13 protein-coding genes and 1 pseudogene are annotated in these 17425 nt (G+C 72.5%); 8 read left to right on the top strand and 6 right to left on the bottom strand.

Annotation, left to right across the window (positions count from 1 at the left end):
* Positions 1–171 precede the first annotated feature (171 nt).
* The 4 genes from ACIGJO_RS11990 to ACIGJO_RS11975 all read left to right on the top strand — a co-directional run bounded on the left by ACIGJO_RS11990 (position 172) and on the right by ACIGJO_RS11975 (position 5918).
* Positions 172–1524: an erythromycin esterase family protein gene (locus ACIGJO_RS11990; protein WP_399955873.1), complete on the top strand. Its 1353-nt coding sequence runs from the start codon at positions 172–174 to the stop codon at positions 1522–1524.
* A gap of 153 nt (positions 1525–1677) precedes the next feature.
* Positions 1678–2067: an SH3 domain-containing protein gene (locus ACIGJO_RS11985; protein WP_399955870.1), complete on the top strand. Its 390-nt coding sequence runs from the start codon at positions 1678–1680 to the stop codon at positions 2065–2067.
* 219 nt (positions 2068–2286) lie between these two features.
* Entirely contained in the window at positions 2287–4350 is a 2064-nt protein-coding gene (locus ACIGJO_RS11980; RefSeq protein ID WP_399955867.1) for a DUF4139 domain-containing protein, read from the top strand.
* An 8-nt stretch (positions 4351–4358) separates the two neighbouring features.
* Positions 4359–5918 carry a mucoidy inhibitor MuiA family protein gene (locus ACIGJO_RS11975; RefSeq protein ID WP_399955864.1) on the top strand — a complete coding sequence of 520 codons (1560 nt, stop codon included), beginning with the start codon at positions 4359–4361 and terminating at the stop codon, positions 5916–5918.
* Between the two features lie 52 nt (positions 5919–5970).
* On the opposite strand, the gene ACIGJO_RS11970 is transcribed toward ACIGJO_RS11975, so the two are convergent.
* Together ACIGJO_RS11970 and ACIGJO_RS11965 are read right to left on the bottom strand one after the other, a co-directional pair.
* Positions 5971–6381 carry a hypothetical protein gene (locus ACIGJO_RS11970; RefSeq protein ID WP_399955862.1) on the bottom strand — a complete coding sequence of 137 codons (411 nt, stop codon included), beginning with the start codon at positions 6379–6381 and terminating at the stop codon, positions 5971–5973.
* A 279-nt stretch (positions 6382–6660) separates the two neighbouring features.
* Positions 6661–7400 (bottom strand): annotated as a pseudogene (locus ACIGJO_RS11965) (TioE family transcriptional regulator).
* A gap of 58 nt (positions 7401–7458) precedes the next feature.
* Here ACIGJO_RS11965 and ACIGJO_RS11960 point away from each other — a divergent pair.
* Positions 7459–8661 (top strand): erythromycin esterase family protein, encoded by a 1203-nt coding sequence (locus ACIGJO_RS11960; RefSeq protein WP_399955859.1) that lies wholly within the window; start codon positions 7459–7461, stop codon positions 8659–8661.
* 205 nt (positions 8662–8866) lie between these two features.
* Here the strand turns inward: ACIGJO_RS11960 and ACIGJO_RS11955 are convergent, their stop codons facing one another.
* Both ACIGJO_RS11955 and ACIGJO_RS11950 read right to left on the bottom strand, forming a co-directional pair.
* Positions 8867–9232 carry an iron chaperone gene (locus ACIGJO_RS11955; protein ID WP_399955857.1) on the bottom strand — a complete coding sequence of 122 codons (366 nt, stop codon included), beginning with the start codon at positions 9230–9232 and terminating at the stop codon, positions 8867–8869.
* Positions 9233–9279: 47 nt separating this feature from the next.
* Entirely contained in the window at positions 9280–9870 is a 591-nt protein-coding gene (locus ACIGJO_RS11950) for a hypothetical protein (protein WP_399955854.1), read from the bottom strand.
* Between the two features lie 388 nt (positions 9871–10258).
* Between ACIGJO_RS11950 and ACIGJO_RS11945 the strand changes: the two genes are divergently transcribed.
* Both ACIGJO_RS11945 and ACIGJO_RS11940 read left to right on the top strand, forming a co-directional pair.
* Positions 10259–11377: a hypothetical protein gene (locus ACIGJO_RS11945; RefSeq protein ID WP_399955851.1), complete on the top strand. Its 1119-nt coding sequence runs from the start codon at positions 10259–10261 to the stop codon at positions 11375–11377.
* A gap of 92 nt (positions 11378–11469) precedes the next feature.
* Positions 11470–12387 (top strand): hypothetical protein, encoded by a 918-nt coding sequence (locus ACIGJO_RS11940; protein ID WP_399955848.1) that lies wholly within the window; start codon positions 11470–11472, stop codon positions 12385–12387.
* A 454-nt stretch (positions 12388–12841) separates the two neighbouring features.
* On the opposite strand, the gene ACIGJO_RS11935 is transcribed toward ACIGJO_RS11940, so the two are convergent.
* Positions 12842–13564 carry a response regulator gene (locus tag ACIGJO_RS11935; protein WP_399955845.1) on the bottom strand — a complete coding sequence of 241 codons (723 nt, stop codon included), beginning with the start codon at positions 13562–13564 and terminating at the stop codon, positions 12842–12844.
* Positions 13561–14784, bottom strand: coding sequence for a sensor histidine kinase (locus tag ACIGJO_RS11930; protein ID WP_399955842.1), 1224 nt, complete (start codon positions 14782–14784; stop codon positions 13561–13563). The genes ACIGJO_RS11935 and ACIGJO_RS11930 overlap by 4 nt, the downstream gene beginning before the upstream one ends.
* A 335-nt stretch (positions 14785–15119) precedes the next feature.
* Between ACIGJO_RS11930 and ACIGJO_RS11925 the strand changes: the two genes are divergently transcribed.
* Positions 15120–17354 (top strand): MMPL family transporter, encoded by a 2235-nt coding sequence (locus tag ACIGJO_RS11925; RefSeq protein ID WP_399955838.1) that lies wholly within the window; start codon positions 15120–15122, stop codon positions 17352–17354.
* The last annotated feature ends 71 nt before the right edge of the window (positions 17355–17425 follow it).

Here is a 17425-nt window from a genome sequence, read left to right as displayed (position 1 = left end):
GCGGGCGCCGGTGGTGGTATCCGCCGCACCTCCGGGAGGGGGCTGTCCCCCGTAACGATTCGGGAGCGGGCTCCCTTTCGTGGCCCGGGACCACGGGCGACGATTTCCTCACGTCGCGGGGTACGACTCGCGGAGCACGACTCGCAGAGCACAAGGTGAGGGGCGAAAAGCGTGGACAGGCGCCGGAAGAGGATCAGCCGACGGGGACTGGCGGCCACCGCGGTGGTGGCGATGGGAGCGGCCCTCGTTCCTGTCGCGGTTCAAGCGGCACCGGCCGACAGGGCCGAAGGGGAGCGGAACGCGGTCCGCGCGCTGGAGCGGGCGGCCCACCCGCTGCGCTCGACGGAGCCCGGAGGAGGCACGGCCGACCTGCGAGCCCTGGCCTCGATGATCGGCGACGCCGAGGTGGTCGGCCTCGGAGAGGCCACACACGGCTCCCACGAGTTCTTCACCATGAAGCAGCGGGTCTTCCGCTACCTCGTGGAGAAGAAGGGCTTCACCACTTTCTCCTTGGAGATGAGCTGGTCCTCAGGGCTTCAGATCGACGAGTACCTCCAGACCGGCAAGGGCGACGCCCGCCGGATCGCGAAGGAGGAGCTGGGGAACTCACCCTGGGAACGGGAGGAGTTCGTGAGCCTCATTGAATGGATGCGCGAATACAACCGTCAACACCCCCGCCGCACGGTCCACTTCATGGGCAACGACCTCGGCGCTCCGAAACTGAGCGACGAGTTCTTCGGCCGGGTGACCGGCTACGTACAGCGCAACCACCCCGCGGCGCTGCCGCGTCTCAACGAGCTCTACGCCGGCCTGCGCCCGATCGACGACGTCTTCGCCTACCTGGGCAAGCCGCTCGCGGAACGGCAGCGCCTCGCCGCCGGGGCTCAGCAGGCCCTGGAACTGGTCAGCGCCCAAGAGGGCGCCGGCGAGGAGGAATTCGTGTGGGCCGAGCAGAACGCCCGCTCGATCGCCCAGACCACCGCGTTCCTCACGATGGACATCACCGACCCCGGCTCGGTGGCCGCCTCGCAGCGCTTCCGCGACGAGGTGATGGCCCGGAACGTCACCTGGTGGCACCGGCAGACCGGTGGCAAGGTGCTGCTGTCCGCACACAACGACCATGTCGGCTACATCGCCGGCGACCCCACGATGTATCCCAAAACCCAGGGTTCGTTCCTGCGCGACACGATGGGCGGGAAGTACCTCCCCATCGGCTTCACCTTCAACCAGGGCTCCTTCCTGTCGAAGGGCACCGCGCTCGGCGGCGAATGGAAGAAGTTCACCGTGGGCGCCGCCGGCCCCGGGAGGAACGAGCACACCCTCGACCAGGTCCGGCACCGGGACTTCTATCTCGATGTCCGCCACGCCCCGGCCCCCGCCCGTGCCTGGCTGAACACGCCCCGGCCCACGCTCAACCTCGGTACCCAATTCCCCGCCGAGCCGCGCGATATCGCGATCGCCGGATCCTTCGACGTCCTCATCCACCTCCACGAGGTCCGGGAGGCCGACAAACTGGAGCCGTGACGGCCCTTGTCCCGCAGCCGGTCCCGGGAGGCTGAGTGTGCGCCCCCGGAAGGGTGAAGGCGCGGCCTCTCCCTGACGGGGCCGCCCCGCCTGTGCCATGAAGGTGGGGCAGCCGGGAAGGTCCCGGGGGCTGATCGATACGAAGGAATCACCATGCGCGTACCGCACGCCGGGCACCGGATCACCTCCGTCCTCGTGGGGGTTCTGCTGGCCGGGACAGCTCTTGCCGCTCCCGCCATGGCCGAAGGACATCACGCGGGAACGGCGGACACTCCCGCACCGACCGCGACAGCCGCCGCACCCGCCGCCGAGCCCGAGGGGCAGGTCGTGTCCCGGACGGCACTCAACGTACGGGAGGAGCCGAACACCCGCTCCCGCGTCCTCGGCAGCCTCCCGCCGGGTGCCGTCATTCGCCTGCACTGCAAGGTCGTGGGGGAGACCGTCGACGGCAACAACAGGTGGTACCTGCTGGGCAGCGGCCGCCCCGGCTACGTGAGCGCCCGCTACGTCCGCAACCTCAGCGCGGTGCCCTGGTGCGAGTAGTGATGAGCTGAGCATGTTCAGAACCGGTGCCCCGGCACCGGTTCTGACGCCGTGCAACGCGCTGTCCGCTCCCTCCGGGGCATGCCCTCCCGGTACGCGGCAGTGGAGCGGTCGCCCGGCAACGGGGCATCCCGGACCCGTGATTCTGATCCGGCGGGGACGCGCGGACCGGCCGGGCGTAAGCTTCGCTCGGCATGGACGTGGCGGGGGGCGGGGCACATGACAGCTGGGCCGGTACAGAGGTGGGCATCGACCCTCGATTCGGTCGTGGTGTACGCGCAGGGCGCGGTCTGCCGACGCCTGGCCCGGGGCAGTGTGTCGCCCGACGGCCGGGTGCGGGTGACGGGGCTGCCCCGCTCGCTGGACCCGGGCTCGCTGCGCGCCGGAGTCCTGGGCGCGTCCGGGGTGCGCGTCACCGAGGCGCGGGTGGAAGTGGAGGCCGCGCCGCCCGGCACGGGCACGCCCGCCGCGTCGCGGCGCGAGGTCGAGCGTCTGAGCGACGAGTACGCGGCGGCGCAGGGGCGCGTGGACCGGCAGCTGAGCCTGATCGAGGAGGTCCGGGCCCTCCGCCCCATCGCGCCCTCCCGTAAGCGCGAGGACCCCCACCGCCGTACGCCGGTCGACGCGTGGCTGGAGCTCGCCGGCTTCGTCGACGAGCGGCTGACGGGACTGCACGACCGCCTCGCCGCACTGGAGGAGGCACTGCGCAACGCCGAGCACGAGCTGACGGTCGCCACCGACAGACACGCCCGCGCCACCACCGACGCGCCGTCGGCGCACGTGGAGACCTCCGTCTGCGCTGTCCTGACCCTCGACGGCACCGGTGGCGCGGCGGTGGAGGTGGAGGTCGAGCTGGAGTACGGGGTGCCGGGCGCCGTCTGGGTGCCGGCCTACCGCCTCACCCACCGTCAGGGAGACGGCAGCGGCCGACTGGTGCTGCGCGCCTCGGTCGCCCAGCGGACCGGCGAGGACTGGAGGGGCGTGCACATCGCCCTGGCCACCGCCGATCTTCGGCGCCGCACCGACCTGCCGGGACTCCGCTCGATCCGGATCGGACGCAGCCAGCCCGCCCCCGCCCCGTCCGGCTGGCGCGAGCCCCCGGCCGGGCTCGTCGACCTGTTCGCCGGGTACGACGCGGCGGGCCCCGGCCCGGCCACGGCTGCCGCATCTGCGGCCGTGGCGGCCGGCTCCGCTTCCCCGGGCGCTGCGGGCGGCTCCGCGCCCGGCCCCGTTACGCCTCCTCCGCCCCAGCCTCCGCCGCCGCTGGCCTATGGCGGCCCACAGGCCGCGGTCCCGGCGCCCGGCGGGATGCCCTTCGGGGGTGCCCCCGCGGGTATGCCGCCCGCGTTCACGGGACCCGCCGCCATGGCACCCGCCGCTCCCGGCCAGGCCGCGCCGCCACCCCCGCCGGGCCCGGCCGCCGGTCCGCCGTCAGGGGCACCCGGCCCGCCGCAGCCGAGCGGTGCCGAGCTCGACTACGCCGCACTCGTCCTGTGCGGCCCCGATGAGCGGGGCCGTCGCCGGGGCCGGCTGTTCCCCGGCTCCCCCTTCGATCCGGTGGCGGCCGAGTATCGCCGTCGCGCCGAAGCGGTGGCCGCGCTGCCGTTGCCCGGACAGGCGGTGCGGCCCCGCGAGTCGGCGGGTTCCTTCGACCACCGCTTCGACGCCGCCGCCCGCGCCGACGTTCCGTCGGACGGCACCTGGCATACCGTCACCGTCGGCGAGATCCCCGTCGGCCTGCGTACCGAGTATCTCTGCATACCCTCCGTGGAGCAGACGGTGTACGCGACGTTGGTGCTCTCCAACGCCACCGACCAGGCACTGCTGGCGGGACCGGTGGAGATCGTCGTCGACGACGACTTCCTGCTGACCGCCGCCCTGCCCACGCTCGCCCCCGGCGGTGTCCGCAGGGTGGGGCTCGGACCGGCCGAAGGCATCCGGGTCACCCGCCGTACGAACCAGCGCGAGTCGACCTCGGGCCTGCGTGGCAACACCACCGTGCTCGATCACCGTGTCCACGTGGAGTTGGCCAATCGTCTCGCGGGCCCCGTCATCGTGGAGGTGCGCGAGCGGGTGCCCGTCACCTCCGAACCGGACGTCCGGATCGAGGAACGGGCGGACTGGACGGCACCCGACGCAGGCGCCGGGCCCGATCGGCATGCGCCGGGCACCCGCGTCTGGCGGCTGGACCTGGCCGCAGGCGCCACGGCCGCGCTCGACGGCGGCTACGAGATCCGCATCCCGACCGGCAAGGCCTTGGTCGGCGGCAACCGCAGGAGCTGACACCCACCATGTCCACGGCCTCGAAACCGATCGCCCTCCCCGTCACCGCCGTCACATGTCTCGAAGACCGCGCCCACATCGAGCGTTCCGCCGTGCTCGATCTGGAGGCCGGGGTCCAGCGGCTGCGTCTCGGGCCGGTCGGTGCGCTGGCCGTCGACCGGACCCTCCACGCCGAGCTGACCGGCGATCACCCCGCGAGCGTGCTCGACGTACGGATCGTCCGCGCCTGGACGCCGCGCCCGCCGTCGCCGTCCGCCGACGACTCGGCCCTGCGCCGCCGGGTACACACCCTGGAGGAGGAGCGGCTGGCCCTGGGGCGGCGTGGCGACCGGCTGCGGGCCCGCCTCGACCTGCTCGGCCGCCTCGCCGCCGATCTGCTGCGGGAGATCGGCGAAGGAGCGGGCTCCGGGGAGACCGAATGTACCCGCTGGTCCGTCGAACTGGACCGGGTGGACGGCGAACGTGACATAGACGGCGAGCAACTCCGCGCCGTGGAAGCCCGGCTGACCGTCCTCGCCGCCGAACTCGGCGCGGCGCAGCGGGCCATGGACCTCTCCGAGGAGGAACCCGCCGAGCTGACCGGCCATGTCGAGTTGACGGTGGAGGCCGCGGCCGCCGGGCCGGCGGAGCTGCGCCTGAGCCACCTCACCCCGTGCGCGCTGTGGCGGCCCGCCTACCGTGCCGTGCTCGACGGGAGCTCCCTGACGCTGGAGACCGACGCGGTGGTCTGGCAGCGCACCGGTGAGGACTGGTCGGACGTACGGCTGACCCTGTCGACGGCCCGCTCGGCGCTGGCCACCGATCCGCCCCGGCTGGGCGAGGACCGGCTGACGCTCAAGGACCGTTCCGCGGAGGAGCGGCGCACGGTCGACGTCGAACTGCGCGAGGAGGAGACAGCCTCCATCGGCCCGGCTCCGGTGCTCGGCCTGCCGGGGGTGGACGACGGCGGCGAGGCGCGGGTGCTGAAGTCCTCCGCGCCGGTATCGGTGCCGGGCGACGGCCGCGCCCACCGAGTGCGGCTGTCCACGTTCACCACGGACGCACCGAGTGAGTACGTATGCGCACCGGAGTTGTCCCCATTGGTCACCCAGGTGGTGCGGTTCGGCAACCTGTCCGGCCATGCCCTGCTCGCGGGGCCCGTGGACCTGGTCCGCGACAGCGGATTCAGCGGGCGCGGCACGCTCGACTTCACCGCGCCCGGTGCCGCCGTCGAGCTGGCCTTCGGCAGCCGTGACGACCACCGGGTGGTCCGGCACACCGAGGAGTCCCGCGAATCCGCCGGGTTCACCCAGCGGACCGTCGTCACCCGCACCGTCCGGCTGCACCTGTCCCGGTTCTCCGCCCCCGGGGAACACGGTGACCGGGTGGTCGCCGTCCGGGAGCGGATCCCGGTCTCCGAGGTGTCGGCGGTGGAGATACGCCTGCACCAGGATTCATGTTCCCCGGCCCCCGACGCGGTCGACGCCGACGGCATCGTCCGCTGGGACGTCACCCTCCCGCCCGGCAGCCGCCGAACGGTCACTCTGGTCTACGAACTGTCGGCGAGCGCCAGAGTCACCGGTCTCTGAGTCCGGCGGCCCGCTCCACGCCACTCGGGGCGGGCCCGTTCACGGCTTCGGCTCAGCTCGAATCGGCACGCCGGAAGTGGAAGGGCTTCCCGCCCTGCAGCCCCGTGGGGGTGGCCTCCAGGGTGTCCCCGTCGACCACGACCTCCAGGCTCACCGGCACGTTGACCGTGATGCACCCCGAACTGAACGCGATGCGGTACCGGGCACCTGTGCCGTCGCCCTTGTCCCCGTCCTCGTCCTCGGCCGTCACCTTCGCGTCCCCGCACAGCCTCGTCGGCGAGGTACCGAGCACGGCCTTGCCGGCCTCGTCGACGCGGATCATCGCCCCGTCCGCGAAGTCGGTGAAACCCGGTGGCTGCGGCCCGTACGCGGCCCATTCCCCGGTGATCGGCTCCGACTCCTCGGAACACCCGGTGAGCAGCAGTCCGACGGCGAGGGCGGTCACAGCGAGCGTTCGACGCATTCGGGTCTCCCGGAGACGGACGGCAGGCTGGGCTGCATTCAAGCAGACGCGGTGCGGAGCGCGTCAGCCGCCTGCGGATCGTGCAGTTCGGCCGGCACCCGGCACGGCCACGGACACGCGGACCGGTCGTCCGCCCACCGAGGTGATGGCCCGCCGCACTCGACGGACCCCCGCCGATCAGCCGTGCGCGCGACCCGGCGGGTCAGTGCACCTGGCGGCGTGCGGTGATGCCCCTGGCGGCCAGGACGTGACAGACCCGCCGGGCCGGCCGGTGCCGCATCAGGTCTCGCGGAGGTACGCCTCCAGCTCGGCGGCCCCGGTCAGCATCGCCCGCCCGCGGGCGTTCAGCCGACCGTGCCAGTCGCGCAGCGCGGCCTCCAGCGGCTCCAGCCCGCCCGCCGCGCGCAGTTGGGCGAGCAGCGGGGCGATCTGCTCCAGCAGATAGCCGCCCCGCCTGAGTTGGTGGGCCAGCCGGGCGTCCCGTACATCGTCCTCGCCATAGACGCGGTACCCGGTCTGCGGGTCGCGGCGCGGGCGGACCAGCCCGGCGCGCTCCCATGCGCGCAGCGTCGCGGGCCGGATTCCCAGCCTCTGTGCCAGCGGCCCGATGAACATGCCGCCGGGCGGCCCGGACCCGGGGGCCGGGCCGGACTCGGGTGTCGGGGTGGGCTCCAGGTCGCGAGCAGGGCGCTCTCCACGGCTTGGAGGGTCCGCCGGTCGTCGAGGAGCTGGACGTGGCTCTCGTCGATGAGGTGGAACGCCCGCTCGACCGCGCCCTGGTTCACCGCCCGCATGATCGACGTCGCCGTCCGGTGGCCGTGGCCGGACACCAGGGCGAGGAACGCGCGGAGGGCCCCCATGTGCAGCGGCGTATAGGTCCGGTAGCCGTGGGGTGTGCGAGCGGCAGGCGGAAGGATGCCGGCCGCCTCGTAGTTCCTCACGGCCTGAGTGGACAGACCGTGCCCGCGCGCCAGATCAACAGGCCTGAGCCGTACGGTACTTTGAAGGTTTTGTCCCATGAGCCTGCCGCCGGCACGAATAAGTTTCAACCGAAGCTTCAACGATACCGTTGAAGGCATGGCTACCGACATCAAGGACACCGCCCGGGCCGTCGACGCTGCCGCCGTCATGAGGCTGCTCCCGGCCCGGCCCCGGCTGCTCGCCCTCGGCGAGCCCACCCACGGCGAGGACAATCTGCTCGACCTGCGCAACGAGCTCTTCCGGCAACTCGTCGAGCAGGAGGGCTACCGGACGATCGGGATCGAGAGCGACTGCCTGATGGGCCTGGTCGTGGACGACTACGTCACCTCGGGCAAGGGCACCCTCGATGAGGTGATGGAGCACGGCTTCAGCCACGGCTGGGGCGCCTCCGCGTCCAACCGTGAGCTCGTGCGCTGGATGCGCGACTTCAACGACGGCCGGCCCGCGTCCGACCGGCTCCGCTTCGCCGGGTTCGACGGCCCGCTGGAGACCGCCTGCGCCGGAAGCCCCCGGCGGGCCCTCACCGCACTCCACGGCCATCTCGCGGCCACCGTGGACCCGGGCCTGCTTCCGTGCACCGCCGGAACACTCGACCGGCTCCTCGGCGCCGACGACCGGTGGACCGATCCCGCCGCGATGATGGACCCGTCCCGGTCCGTGGGGCAGTCGGCCGAGGCCGGCCGACTGCGGCTGCTCGCCGACGATCTGGTGGCGCTGCTCGACGCGCACATGCCGCACCTGCTCACGGAGACCTCACGGGACGACTGGGACCGGGCGCGCCTGTACGGGCGCACCGCCACCGGTCTGCTGCGCTACCACCACTGGACGGCCGACACCTCACCGGCTCGTATGAACCGGCTGGTGGGCCTGCGGGACCAGATGATGGCCCACAACATCCTCGCCCTCGCCGAACGGGGCCCGGCACTCCTGCACGCCCACAACGTCCACCTCCAGCGGGAGAAGAGCACGATGCGGATGGGTGGGGCCGCGCTGGAGTGGTGGGGTGCCGGTGCGCTGGTGAGCGCCCGACTCGGCGAGGAGTACGCCTTCGTGGCCACGGCCCTCGGCACGATCCGGCACCGGGGAGTGGACACCCCGGCGCCGGACACCGTCGAAGGGCTCCTGTACGCCCTCCCGGAGGACCGCTGCGTCATCGACGCCCCACGGCTGGCCGCGGCCCTCGGCGATTCGCTGCCCGTACCCCGCGTATCGCCCTGGTTCGGCTACGCCCCGCTCGACCCGGCGCGGCTGGCGGCCGGCGACGGCATCGTGTTCGTCAAGGACGTCCCGCAGGTCTGAGGGCTTCGCGGGGGACGGCGGCCACATGGCCGGGCGGGCCCGGGTGTCCGCCCCCGATCCGGGGCATCCGTGTGGCCCATGCCGTCGGCGAACACCGGTGAGCCGCCGCGTGCTTCGGCCGCGTGACCGGCGGCCGGGAACAGCCACCGGTCCCACGGCCTGCTCCCGACGCCGGTGTCCGGGCGGCGGCCCCGCGTCGCAGTGGTCAGCAGATCCTGCCCGGCCCGGCCGCCGTGGCCCTGAGCAGATCCCGGAGAAGCACGAAGTCGATCTTCTCGGGCCTGCGGAAACGCAGGCAGCTCTTGCCCATGTCCTGATCCGCCAACCGCGCGGCGAATGCCTCGCGGACATCACCGCGCAGCAGATAGAAGGAGATGTACTGCTTCTGGCTCGCGAAGGCGATCTCCCCGATACCGTCCCGCTCATAGGCGGGCATCCCGTACGCCATCACCTCGGTGAATCCCCGCAGTTCTGTACGGCAGAGCTCGCGCAGCCGCATCAGGGCCTCTCTGCGTTCTTCGGGCATCTCGGCAAGGTAGCCGTCGACATCTTTCGCCTGACTCTGCACCATGAGCCGAGCGTAGGCGACACGGTTCGGGAGTGGGCGGGAGCGCCGCGTCAGCCGGCCGGGTCCGGCGGGGGCTGGGGGATCGCGGGCGGCTGCTGTGCCGTCGGGGCCGTGACCGCCGGTGGCGGGACCGCGGTGGGCGGAATCGCCGGTGCCGGGAAGCCCACCGGCGCCTGCTGCTCGGCCAGGATCAGGGCGCTGGACGGGACGGCGACGCGCAGTTCGTGCAGACCCAGGAGAGCGGTGTGCAGATGTGCGGTGCCCTCGTAGGCGTCGTGGGCCAGAACGAGCCGGGCGCGCGTCTCCAGAATCTGCCAGGCGTAGCGCCTGCGGAGGTTCGTCATGTGCCGGGCGTCCGCCCGCAGGAACGTCGACCCGGCCGAGAATCCGGCTGCCAGGAGCGCCAGGACGGCCGCGGGCACCCGTGCCCCGGCGGAGGCCAGACCCGCCGCGCCCGAGATGCCGGCGAGGACCGCCGAAGGGAAACCCAGACTCAGGTAGGTCGCGTGCCAGAGCTTGGCGCGGCGCTGCGCCCGCCGCGCACCGATCTGGGCCTCGGTGATGAGTTTCTCGACCTCTGCGCGCAGCGCGAGCAGCCGTGCGTCGCCGGCGGAGGCTTCGCCGGAGGTGCTGTCGGGCATGAATCCCCCCGTCTGGAACGGTAGTTGGAGGTACCGGCCCGGAGTTTAGGGGCGCCGCCGGGGTGGACGGTAGGGGAAGCGCGCTCGCGCGTCCCTACGGGATCGCCGTGCTTCCGGGGTTCTCCGTCCCTCAAGTCCTCGGGCGCTCGCGGCCTCCGCCCCGTTGCCCGGCATCCCGCACCTCATCGCCCGGAGCGGGGGCGGGCCTCTCCGGGTGGGCGCCGGATCGAAGCAAGTGCGGTACCCGAGTGCCCGGTTGAACCCGACGGCGTAGGGGCTGTGACTCCGGTCCGCGGCGCGCGTTAGACCTATTGTGTCGAAGACTGTATCGAGCCCCCGCAATGTCAGTGCTGCTCCGGCCGAAGCGCCTCAGCAACTGCCCTTCCTCTTGACGGCCCGGCAGGGTGAGGCTGCGCGTGCGCTGCTCAGCTATGTGGCCTCGCTGGGCCTTCCCGATCCCGACGCGCAGCTCATGGCCGTGGTGGTGGCCATCCGGGCCGCACGTGGCGGGATCGGCAACCTCTCCGGGGCAGATCTGTCCGCCTTGCGGCTGGGCGACGCGCGTGCGGCCGTCGACGCCCTTCGTGGCCTGGGCTGGCAGGTGGATGATGAGCTCCTCGACGGAGACCCGGCAACACCGGTCCCCATTGACGTCCCCGACCTGGTCGAGCGAGCGGACCACCCACTGCCCCTGGGGAAGAACACGCGCTCGCGGGTGTCCGGGTGGACCACACGGGCGCTGTCCGCCAAGCCGGTCAAGAAGCTCCCCCCTGCCGCGCGGCTGGCGAGCCTGTTCCTTGCCGCGCACAGTACGTCCCAGCTCCTCGGCCGGATCCCGTCCGATCTCCCCGAAGCCTGCCGGACCGCTCTGCCCGACCTCCTGCGGAAGGGCCATCTCGCCGAACTGTCCGAGGACCGTTGCCGACTCGCCCCTGCTGTACGCCATCTGTCGGGCAGGCGCCCGCCCACCGAGGAGGAAGAGGCGGCGGAGCCCACGGAGAGCGAAGGCGGGACCGTCCCCGCTTCCACCCGGTTCCGGTTCAGCGCGGAGGCATGGGCCCAGTGGAAGATCTCGGCTTCCCCCGCGCTGCGACGGCACGTCGAGGCTGTCGAGTACTGCGCTGTGTGCGCTCTGGAACCGGAGCGGGTCGCGGAGGCGTTCATGGTTCCCGGCCGCCCTCAGCCCTGCCCCCAGAAAACCAGGACCGCTTACGGTGAGTGGAAGATCAGGCACCCGGACCGCGGGACGCTGGCGGCCGAGTTCACCGTGGCCTTCCGGGCCGAGCACGCACACGGTCCCTCGTACACCCAGCTGTGCGCGGGCCTGAACTGGAAGCTGAAGCGCACGTTGCGCGGCCTCGTCGTGCGGCGCCTGCTCGCGAATGAGTGGCTGACGGACACGGCCCCCGTGCCGTGGACGTTGCGTCCGGGGCCGGCCGCCCAGGCCCAGGGCATCACGTTGCCCCGGGCGCGGGGCTCGGCGGACGTCGCCCGCGCCCGGTCGTAATTCGGAGGGACAGCCGGGCCCGCGCACGCCGGTCCTCTCGCTGAGTACGCGAACCCATGTGAGCCAGGACGCCGGCTGACAGGATCCGCGGTATGACGAGTGGCAGACGGACACTGACAGCCCTGCATCTCTTCCTGGTCTGGGCGACGATGGCGGCCGCGGTGCCGGCCCTCGGCTTCGGGCTGGTGGTGGCGGCCTGGGCCGGTGGGTCGGGTGCGGCACTGCTCAGCCTGCTGGGTGTGCCGCCGGCGGTGGGCCTGCTGGCCGTGGCGGGTGTCCCGGCGCGGACGGTGGTGCCGCTGTGCGGCTCCGTGCGGCGGCGGTTCGGCTGGGCGCTCCTGGTCTTCGTCATCGGTACGCTCGGCGTCCTGGCAGGTCTGGCCGCCTACGGAGAGGACGTCGACCTGGGGAGCGCCAGTACCCGGATCGCCCTGACGGGGGCGCCGTACGCGGTGGCCGCGGCGTTCTTCGTACCGAGCCGTTGGGTGCGGCTCGGGTCGGTCGCCGCGCTGGCGGCCGGGGTGGCCTACGGGGGCTTCGTCGGCCCGGCCCAGTCGCAGCAGCGCCGGCACGACGCGGAGGCGGCACGATACCGGGAGCATCCGGAGCTGCTGTACGTGGGCACTCCGCCTCCTGGCATGCGGGTGTCCCGTGCCGAGGCCGGACCCGCCTACTTCAGCGTCGACTACCGCACCGCCCGGGAGAACGAGTTCGGCCTGGTGTCCCTCATCGCGCGCACACCGCTCACACCGGCACCCCGATGCCCCGAGCTCATGGAGAAGGGTGTGATCTGCGCGGTGGACGCGCACGACGGCATGCGCGTGGTCCGCGACTTCCCCGGCGGCCGCACCATCACCCTCACACGCCGTCAGGGGAACGCGGAGGTCGAGGTCACCAGCCCGACCCTCGGCGAACCCGGACTACGCCGCTTCCTGGACACGCTGCACCCGTTGTCCGACGCGGAGCTGGAAGAGTGGATGCGGGAAAAGCTGATCGCCCACAGAATCTGAGTTTCGAGCCTGTATAGGCTGTTCCGGCACGTCGAAGGGCGGCCGGCGCACCGCAGGGAGAACACGTGGAGCTGACAGAGCGTGAGCTGACCGATCCGTGGGAAGGCGTTCTGATCGCCCCCGCGGCCGGCGCTCGTACCGGCGTTTATCGCCGCCGCCGCGAGGCCCACCGCGCCGGCCCGTGCGGTCTTCCGTAGCGTCATGCCGTACTCCTCCTGGATGCGGACATCGGCCGGGTGCTTCCGGCCGGTCTCCAGACCATCACCCGGAGGGGCCGCCGGGCGTCGTGGCAGCGGATGATCCGGATCGGGGCCCTGGGCCCCGTCCAGGGCCGCACCCAGGCCCCTGGTCCTGGTCCTGGTACGGGCATTGGCCCCGTACTCCTTCGGCCCAACCCGGCGTTCTCCCAGGGCTTCTGAGCCGCGCGGTCCGGGAACCGGGGCGCCCGTCGCCGCTATCCGGCGTGCCCGTCGCCGGACGGATCGCCGGCTGTCGCGCGGGCCGTGACCAGTCCCGTTTCGTAGGCCGCGATGACGGCCTGGGCGCGGTCGCGGACGGACAGCTTGTCGAAGATGCTGGTGATGTAGTTCTTGACCGTGGACAGGCTGATCTCCAGGGCTCGGGAGATCTCGGTGTTGTCGAGGCCGTTGGCCATCAGATGCCACACCTCGACCTCGCGGGGGGTGAGTTCACCCGGGTCGGCCGCGGGGGCGGGCCGTGCCCCGCCCGGTGCCCGTACATAGGTGGCGATCAGCCGGGTGAGCAGGCGCGGCGCGACGGCGGCCTCGCCTGCGTGGACGGTGCGGATCGCCGCGCTCAGGTCCTCCGGCGAGCTGTCCTTGGGCAGGAACCCGTACGCTCCGGCGCGCAGGGCGCCCACGACGTACTCGTCGAGATCGAAGGTGCTGAGGGCCAGGACCCGGCAACCGGGCAGGGTCGCGGCGAGCTCCCCGGTCGCGCCGACCCCGTCCAGGACGGGCATCCGGATGTCCATCACCACGACGTCGGGGAGCAGTCGACGGGCGAGGTCGACGGCCTGCGCGCCGTTCTCGGCCTCACCCACCACCTCGAAGGACGGGTCGGGGGAGAGGATCAGCGACAGGCCGCGCCGGACCAGCGGCTGGTCGTCCACGATCAGTACCCTGATCCGCTCCGGCGTCGGTCCGTCATGGCTCATCGGTGTGCTCCCTCGTGCTGGACAGCCGTCCCGCCCACCTCGTCCCTGGGCAGCGGCAGGTCGGCCACCACGGTGAATCCTCCATCGGGCCGCGGGCCGAACGTGAGTGTGCCACCGTGCAGGGCGACGCGCTCGCGCATGCCGATGAGTCCGTAACCGCCCGAGCCCGTCGGTGCGCCTTCCTGTGGCGCGGCGCCTTCGCCGTCGTCCCGCACCACGATGGAGACCCGCTCGTGGTGGTACGTCAGCTGTACGGACGCGCGGGCGGCCCCGGCGTACTTGCGGGTGTTGGTGAGAGCCTCCTGGGCGATTCTGAACACGGTGAGGCCGACGGTCGGTGGCAGCGGGCGTTCCGGCCCGTTGACGCCGAACTCGGTCGGGAGTCCGGCAAGGCGGGACTCGGCCACCAGGCGGCCGAGGTCATCGACGCCGGGCTGGGGGAGCGACGGGGCGGTCTCCACCTCGTCGCCGGCCCGCAGCACATCGAGGAGCTGACGCATCTCGCGCAGCGCGAGCCGCCCGGAGGACTCCAGGGTGACCAGGGCGTCCCGGACCACCTCCGGTTCGGCCAGGTTGGCCCGGGCTCCGCCGGCCATCAGCTGCATGGTGGTGATGTGGTGGGCCACGATGTCGTGCAACTCCCGGGCGATTCGGCGCCGTTCGTCGGCCACCGCGCGGTCGGCGAGCAGCCTGCGGTTGGCCGCCACCTCCTGCTGCCAGCGGTTGATCGCCAGGGCGCCGGCGACGACGATCAGGGTGGTGAGGGGCGAGTAGACGGCGTCCTGCCAGGGCGGAATCCGGCCGCCGCTCTGGCTCAGCAGTGTCAGTGACACCGTCGCGGCCGCCGCGACGGCCGTCACCCGGCCGGGGCAGGCCCTGGCGACCGAGTACAGGGCGACCACCAGAACGGCGCCGAAGTGCCTGGGCAGCGGTACGGCCAGGGCGGCCGTCACGTCGAGCGCCAGTACGGCGGCGAGTGCCACCACCGGGTGGCTGCGCCGCGCGAGCAGCGGCACGGCTGCCAGCGCAACGAGAAGGAACCCGGCCACACTCACGTCGTGCCGGCCGTCGGGGTCGTCGAAGAACACGTAGCTGAGCAGGTTCATCACGCAGGCGCCGGCGGTCACGAGTGCGTCGTTGCGGGTCCACGGCGGCTCGGCGCTGCCCGTGTGCGGCGGCTTTCGGGCAGCGCCGGGGCCGGTGTGCTGACTGCTGGGCATCTCTGTTTCTCCCTGTGTCCGGCCTCCCGGCCCCGGGACAGGGTTGCACAGCGCCCGCGGCGGGCAGCACCGGCGGCGGCGAATCGCGGCCGTCGCCCCGGGTGCCGGGCAGGCCCGTGACCAGGACCAGGGTCCTGGTCACGGGCCTGCCCGGGGCCCGGGGCCCCCGTCAGGATCATCCGCTGCCACGACGCCCCGCGTCCCCTTCGAGTGATGGTCTGGAGACCGGCCGGGAGCCCCCGGTCCGGCGTCCCCGTCGCAGGGGCGTTCCCGTCCGAGCCGGACATCCAGTCCCGGCGGACGTCCGCATCCAAGTCCGTCCACCGGAGGACAGTGTGATCCGCGCCCTGACCGGATATTCCACCCGGCACCCCTGGAAGGTCATCGCTCTCTGGGCGGTGCTGGGTGTCGTACTGAGCGCCCTGGCCCCGACCCTGATCGCCCATGTCACCCAGCACCGGAGCGGTGACTTCCTGCCGCGCGACTACGACTCCGCCGCCGCGCTGCAGATCGCCCAGGAGCACTTCGGCGAGAACCCCGAAGCCATCACGGTGACCTTGCTGGTCGCCCGGTCCGACGGCAAGGCCCTCGGCGCTGCCGACCAGAAGCGGATCGAGGCCGGAGCGGCGGACCTGGCCCAGCGCCGGGTGACCATGCCCAGGGAAGAGGACATGCCGGAGTTCCTGGTCCCGGACCGCTCCCAGACACCCCGGATCGCCCCGGCGATGACGGCGCCCGACCGCAGTTTCGAACTGCTCTCCGTCCAGCTGACCGGGAGCCCCTCGGACAAGGGCGTCCAGGGCGTCTACCGGGCCTTCCGGGACGCCGCCCGGACGCAGTTCTCCGAGATGGGGATGCGCACCGGGTTCACCGGGAGTCTCGCCGACACCGTCGACACCACCGATGCCCACGAGACCGCCACGAAGATCGGGGGCGGTCTCGTCCTGGGGTTCATCGTTCTGCTCAACGTGCTGGCCTTCCGCAGCGTGCTGGCGGCTCTGCTGCCGCTGCTCGCGGTCGCCGTCATCGGCGGCGTGGCGGTGGGAGCCGTCGCGGGGGCCGCGGTGGTCACCGGAAACAAACTCGACGCGGGCACCCCGGACCTGATCAACGTGGTCCTGCTCGGCATCGGCATCGACTACCTGCTGTTCTTGCTGTTCCGCTTCCGCGAGCACCTGCGCGACCGGCCCGAGCAGCCCGCCCGCGAAGCGGCCGAAGAGGTCTCCGGCCGGGTGGGCACCGCGATCACCTCGGCGGCACTGACCATCGTGGCCGCGTTCGCCACACTGGGCCTGGCCACCTTCGGACAGTTCCGCTCACTGGGCCCCGCGATCGCCGTAGCGGTCCTGGTGATGCTGCTCGGCAGTCTCACCCTGCTTCCGGCGCTGCTCGCGGCTGCCGGGCGCAGGATGTTCTGGCCCTCGCGAACCCTGGGCCGGAAGCCGTGCGAAGGCCGTGCCGCCCGCTTCGGCGCGCTGGTCGCGCGACGACCGCTGATGCTGCTGACGGCCTCCGCCGTCCTGCTCGCCGCACTTGCCTGCGGGCTGACCGGCATACGCATGGACTACGGCCGGGGTGACTCCGGCGACCGGACCGCCGCCGCGGCCACCGCGGCCGAGATCTCCCGGGTGCTGCCGGCCGGAGTGTCGGACCCGACGAGTGTCTTCGTCCTGGCCAAGGACGGCGGGACCCTCACCACGGCCGGAATCGACGACCTTTCCCGTGCGCTGACCCAGGTCGGCGGCGTGGGCAAGGTCGCACCGACCGCCCTGAACGAGGACCACCGTGCCGCGAGGATCGACCTCTACCCGAATGCCGACCCGCAGAGTCAGCGGGCCCGCGACCTGGCCTCCGGGCCGATCCGTGCGGCGGTCGCCCGGCACACACCCGCCGGGACGACGGCACACGTGGGCGGGACGGCGGCGGTCTTCGCCGACATCTCCACCGCGGTCGACCGTGACCTGAAGACCGTGTTCCCGGTCGCTGCCGCCCTCATCGCGCTGATCCTGCTCCTGCTGCTGCGGAGCCTGCTGGCCCCCGTGGTGCTGATGCTCGCGGTCGGGCTCGGCTTCGCCGCCACTCTCGGCGCCGCCACGCTGCTGTTCCAGCACGGTCTCGGCAAGCCGGGCGTCAACTTCACCCTGCCTCTTGTCCTGTTCCTGTTCGTCGTGGCACTGGGCACCGACTACAACATCCTGATCGCCGACCGGATCCGGGAGGAGATGCGGCGGCCGGGTCCGCCCCGTGCCGCCGTCGCCCGCGCGGTACGGCATACGACACCGGCCATCGCGACGGCCGGGCTGGTGCTGGCCGGCTCCTTCGCCACGCTCGCCACCTCCCCGGGAAACGAACAGATCGCCTTCGCGTTGACGACCGGCATCATGCTCTCCGCGCTCGTCCTCTCGCTGGTGCTCGTCCCCGCCCTCGCCGCACTCCTCGGCCGGGCCGTCTGGTGGCCGTTCCGCCCGCGCCCCGTCGCCCCGGCGGCGAACGCGGCCGAAGCCTGGGACGAGCCGCGCACCCCCACCGCACTGCTCAACGACGAACGCCGGCAGCATTCGTCGCGGTGAGGAGGCGGTCTCATCGAGGGAATGGGCCCGCCGTGAAGCCGTCGTGAGTCCGCGGGTGACACGGCGTACAC

Origin of the sequence: Streptomyces sp. NPDC079020 (assembly GCF_044542225.1) — a bacterium.
GTDB lineage: Bacteria > Actinomycetota > Actinomycetes > Streptomycetales > Streptomycetaceae > Streptomyces.
Note: the sequence above shows the minus strand (reverse complement) of the source record. Positions and strands in the feature narration are given on the sequence as shown.

Excerpts from the sequence above, each read along its gene's own strand:
- ACIGJO_RS11985 (WP_399955870.1), top strand. The coding sequence starts at position 1,678 with ATGCGCGTACCGCACGCCGGGCACCGGATCACCTCCGTCCTCGTGGGG.
- ACIGJO_RS11980 (WP_399955867.1), top strand. The coding sequence starts at position 2,287 with ATGACAGCTGGGCCGGTACAGAGGTGGGCATCGACCCTCGATTCGGTC.
- ACIGJO_RS11975 (WP_399955864.1), top strand. The coding sequence starts at position 4,359 with ATGTCCACGGCCTCGAAACCGATCGCCCTCCCCGTCACCGCCGTCACA.
- ACIGJO_RS11970 (WP_399955862.1), bottom strand. The coding sequence starts at position 6,381 with ATGCGTCGAACGCTCGCTGTGACCGCCCTCGCCGTCGGACTGCTGCTC.
- ACIGJO_RS11960 (WP_399955859.1), top strand. The coding sequence starts at position 7,459 with ATGGCTACCGACATCAAGGACACCGCCCGGGCCGTCGACGCTGCCGCC.
- ACIGJO_RS11955 (WP_399955857.1), bottom strand. The coding sequence starts at position 9,232 with ATGGTGCAGAGTCAGGCGAAAGATGTCGACGGCTACCTTGCCGAGATG.
- ACIGJO_RS11950 (WP_399955854.1), bottom strand. The coding sequence starts at position 9,870 with ATGCCCGACAGCACCTCCGGCGAAGCCTCCGCCGGCGACGCACGGCTG.
- ACIGJO_RS11940 (WP_399955848.1), top strand. The coding sequence starts at position 11,470 with ATGACGAGTGGCAGACGGACACTGACAGCCCTGCATCTCTTCCTGGTC.
- ACIGJO_RS11935 (WP_399955845.1), bottom strand. The coding sequence starts at position 13,564 with ATGAGCCATGACGGACCGACGCCGGAGCGGATCAGGGTACTGATCGTG.
- ACIGJO_RS11930 (WP_399955842.1), bottom strand. The coding sequence starts at position 14,784 with ATGCCCAGCAGTCAGCACACCGGCCCCGGCGCTGCCCGAAAGCCGCCG.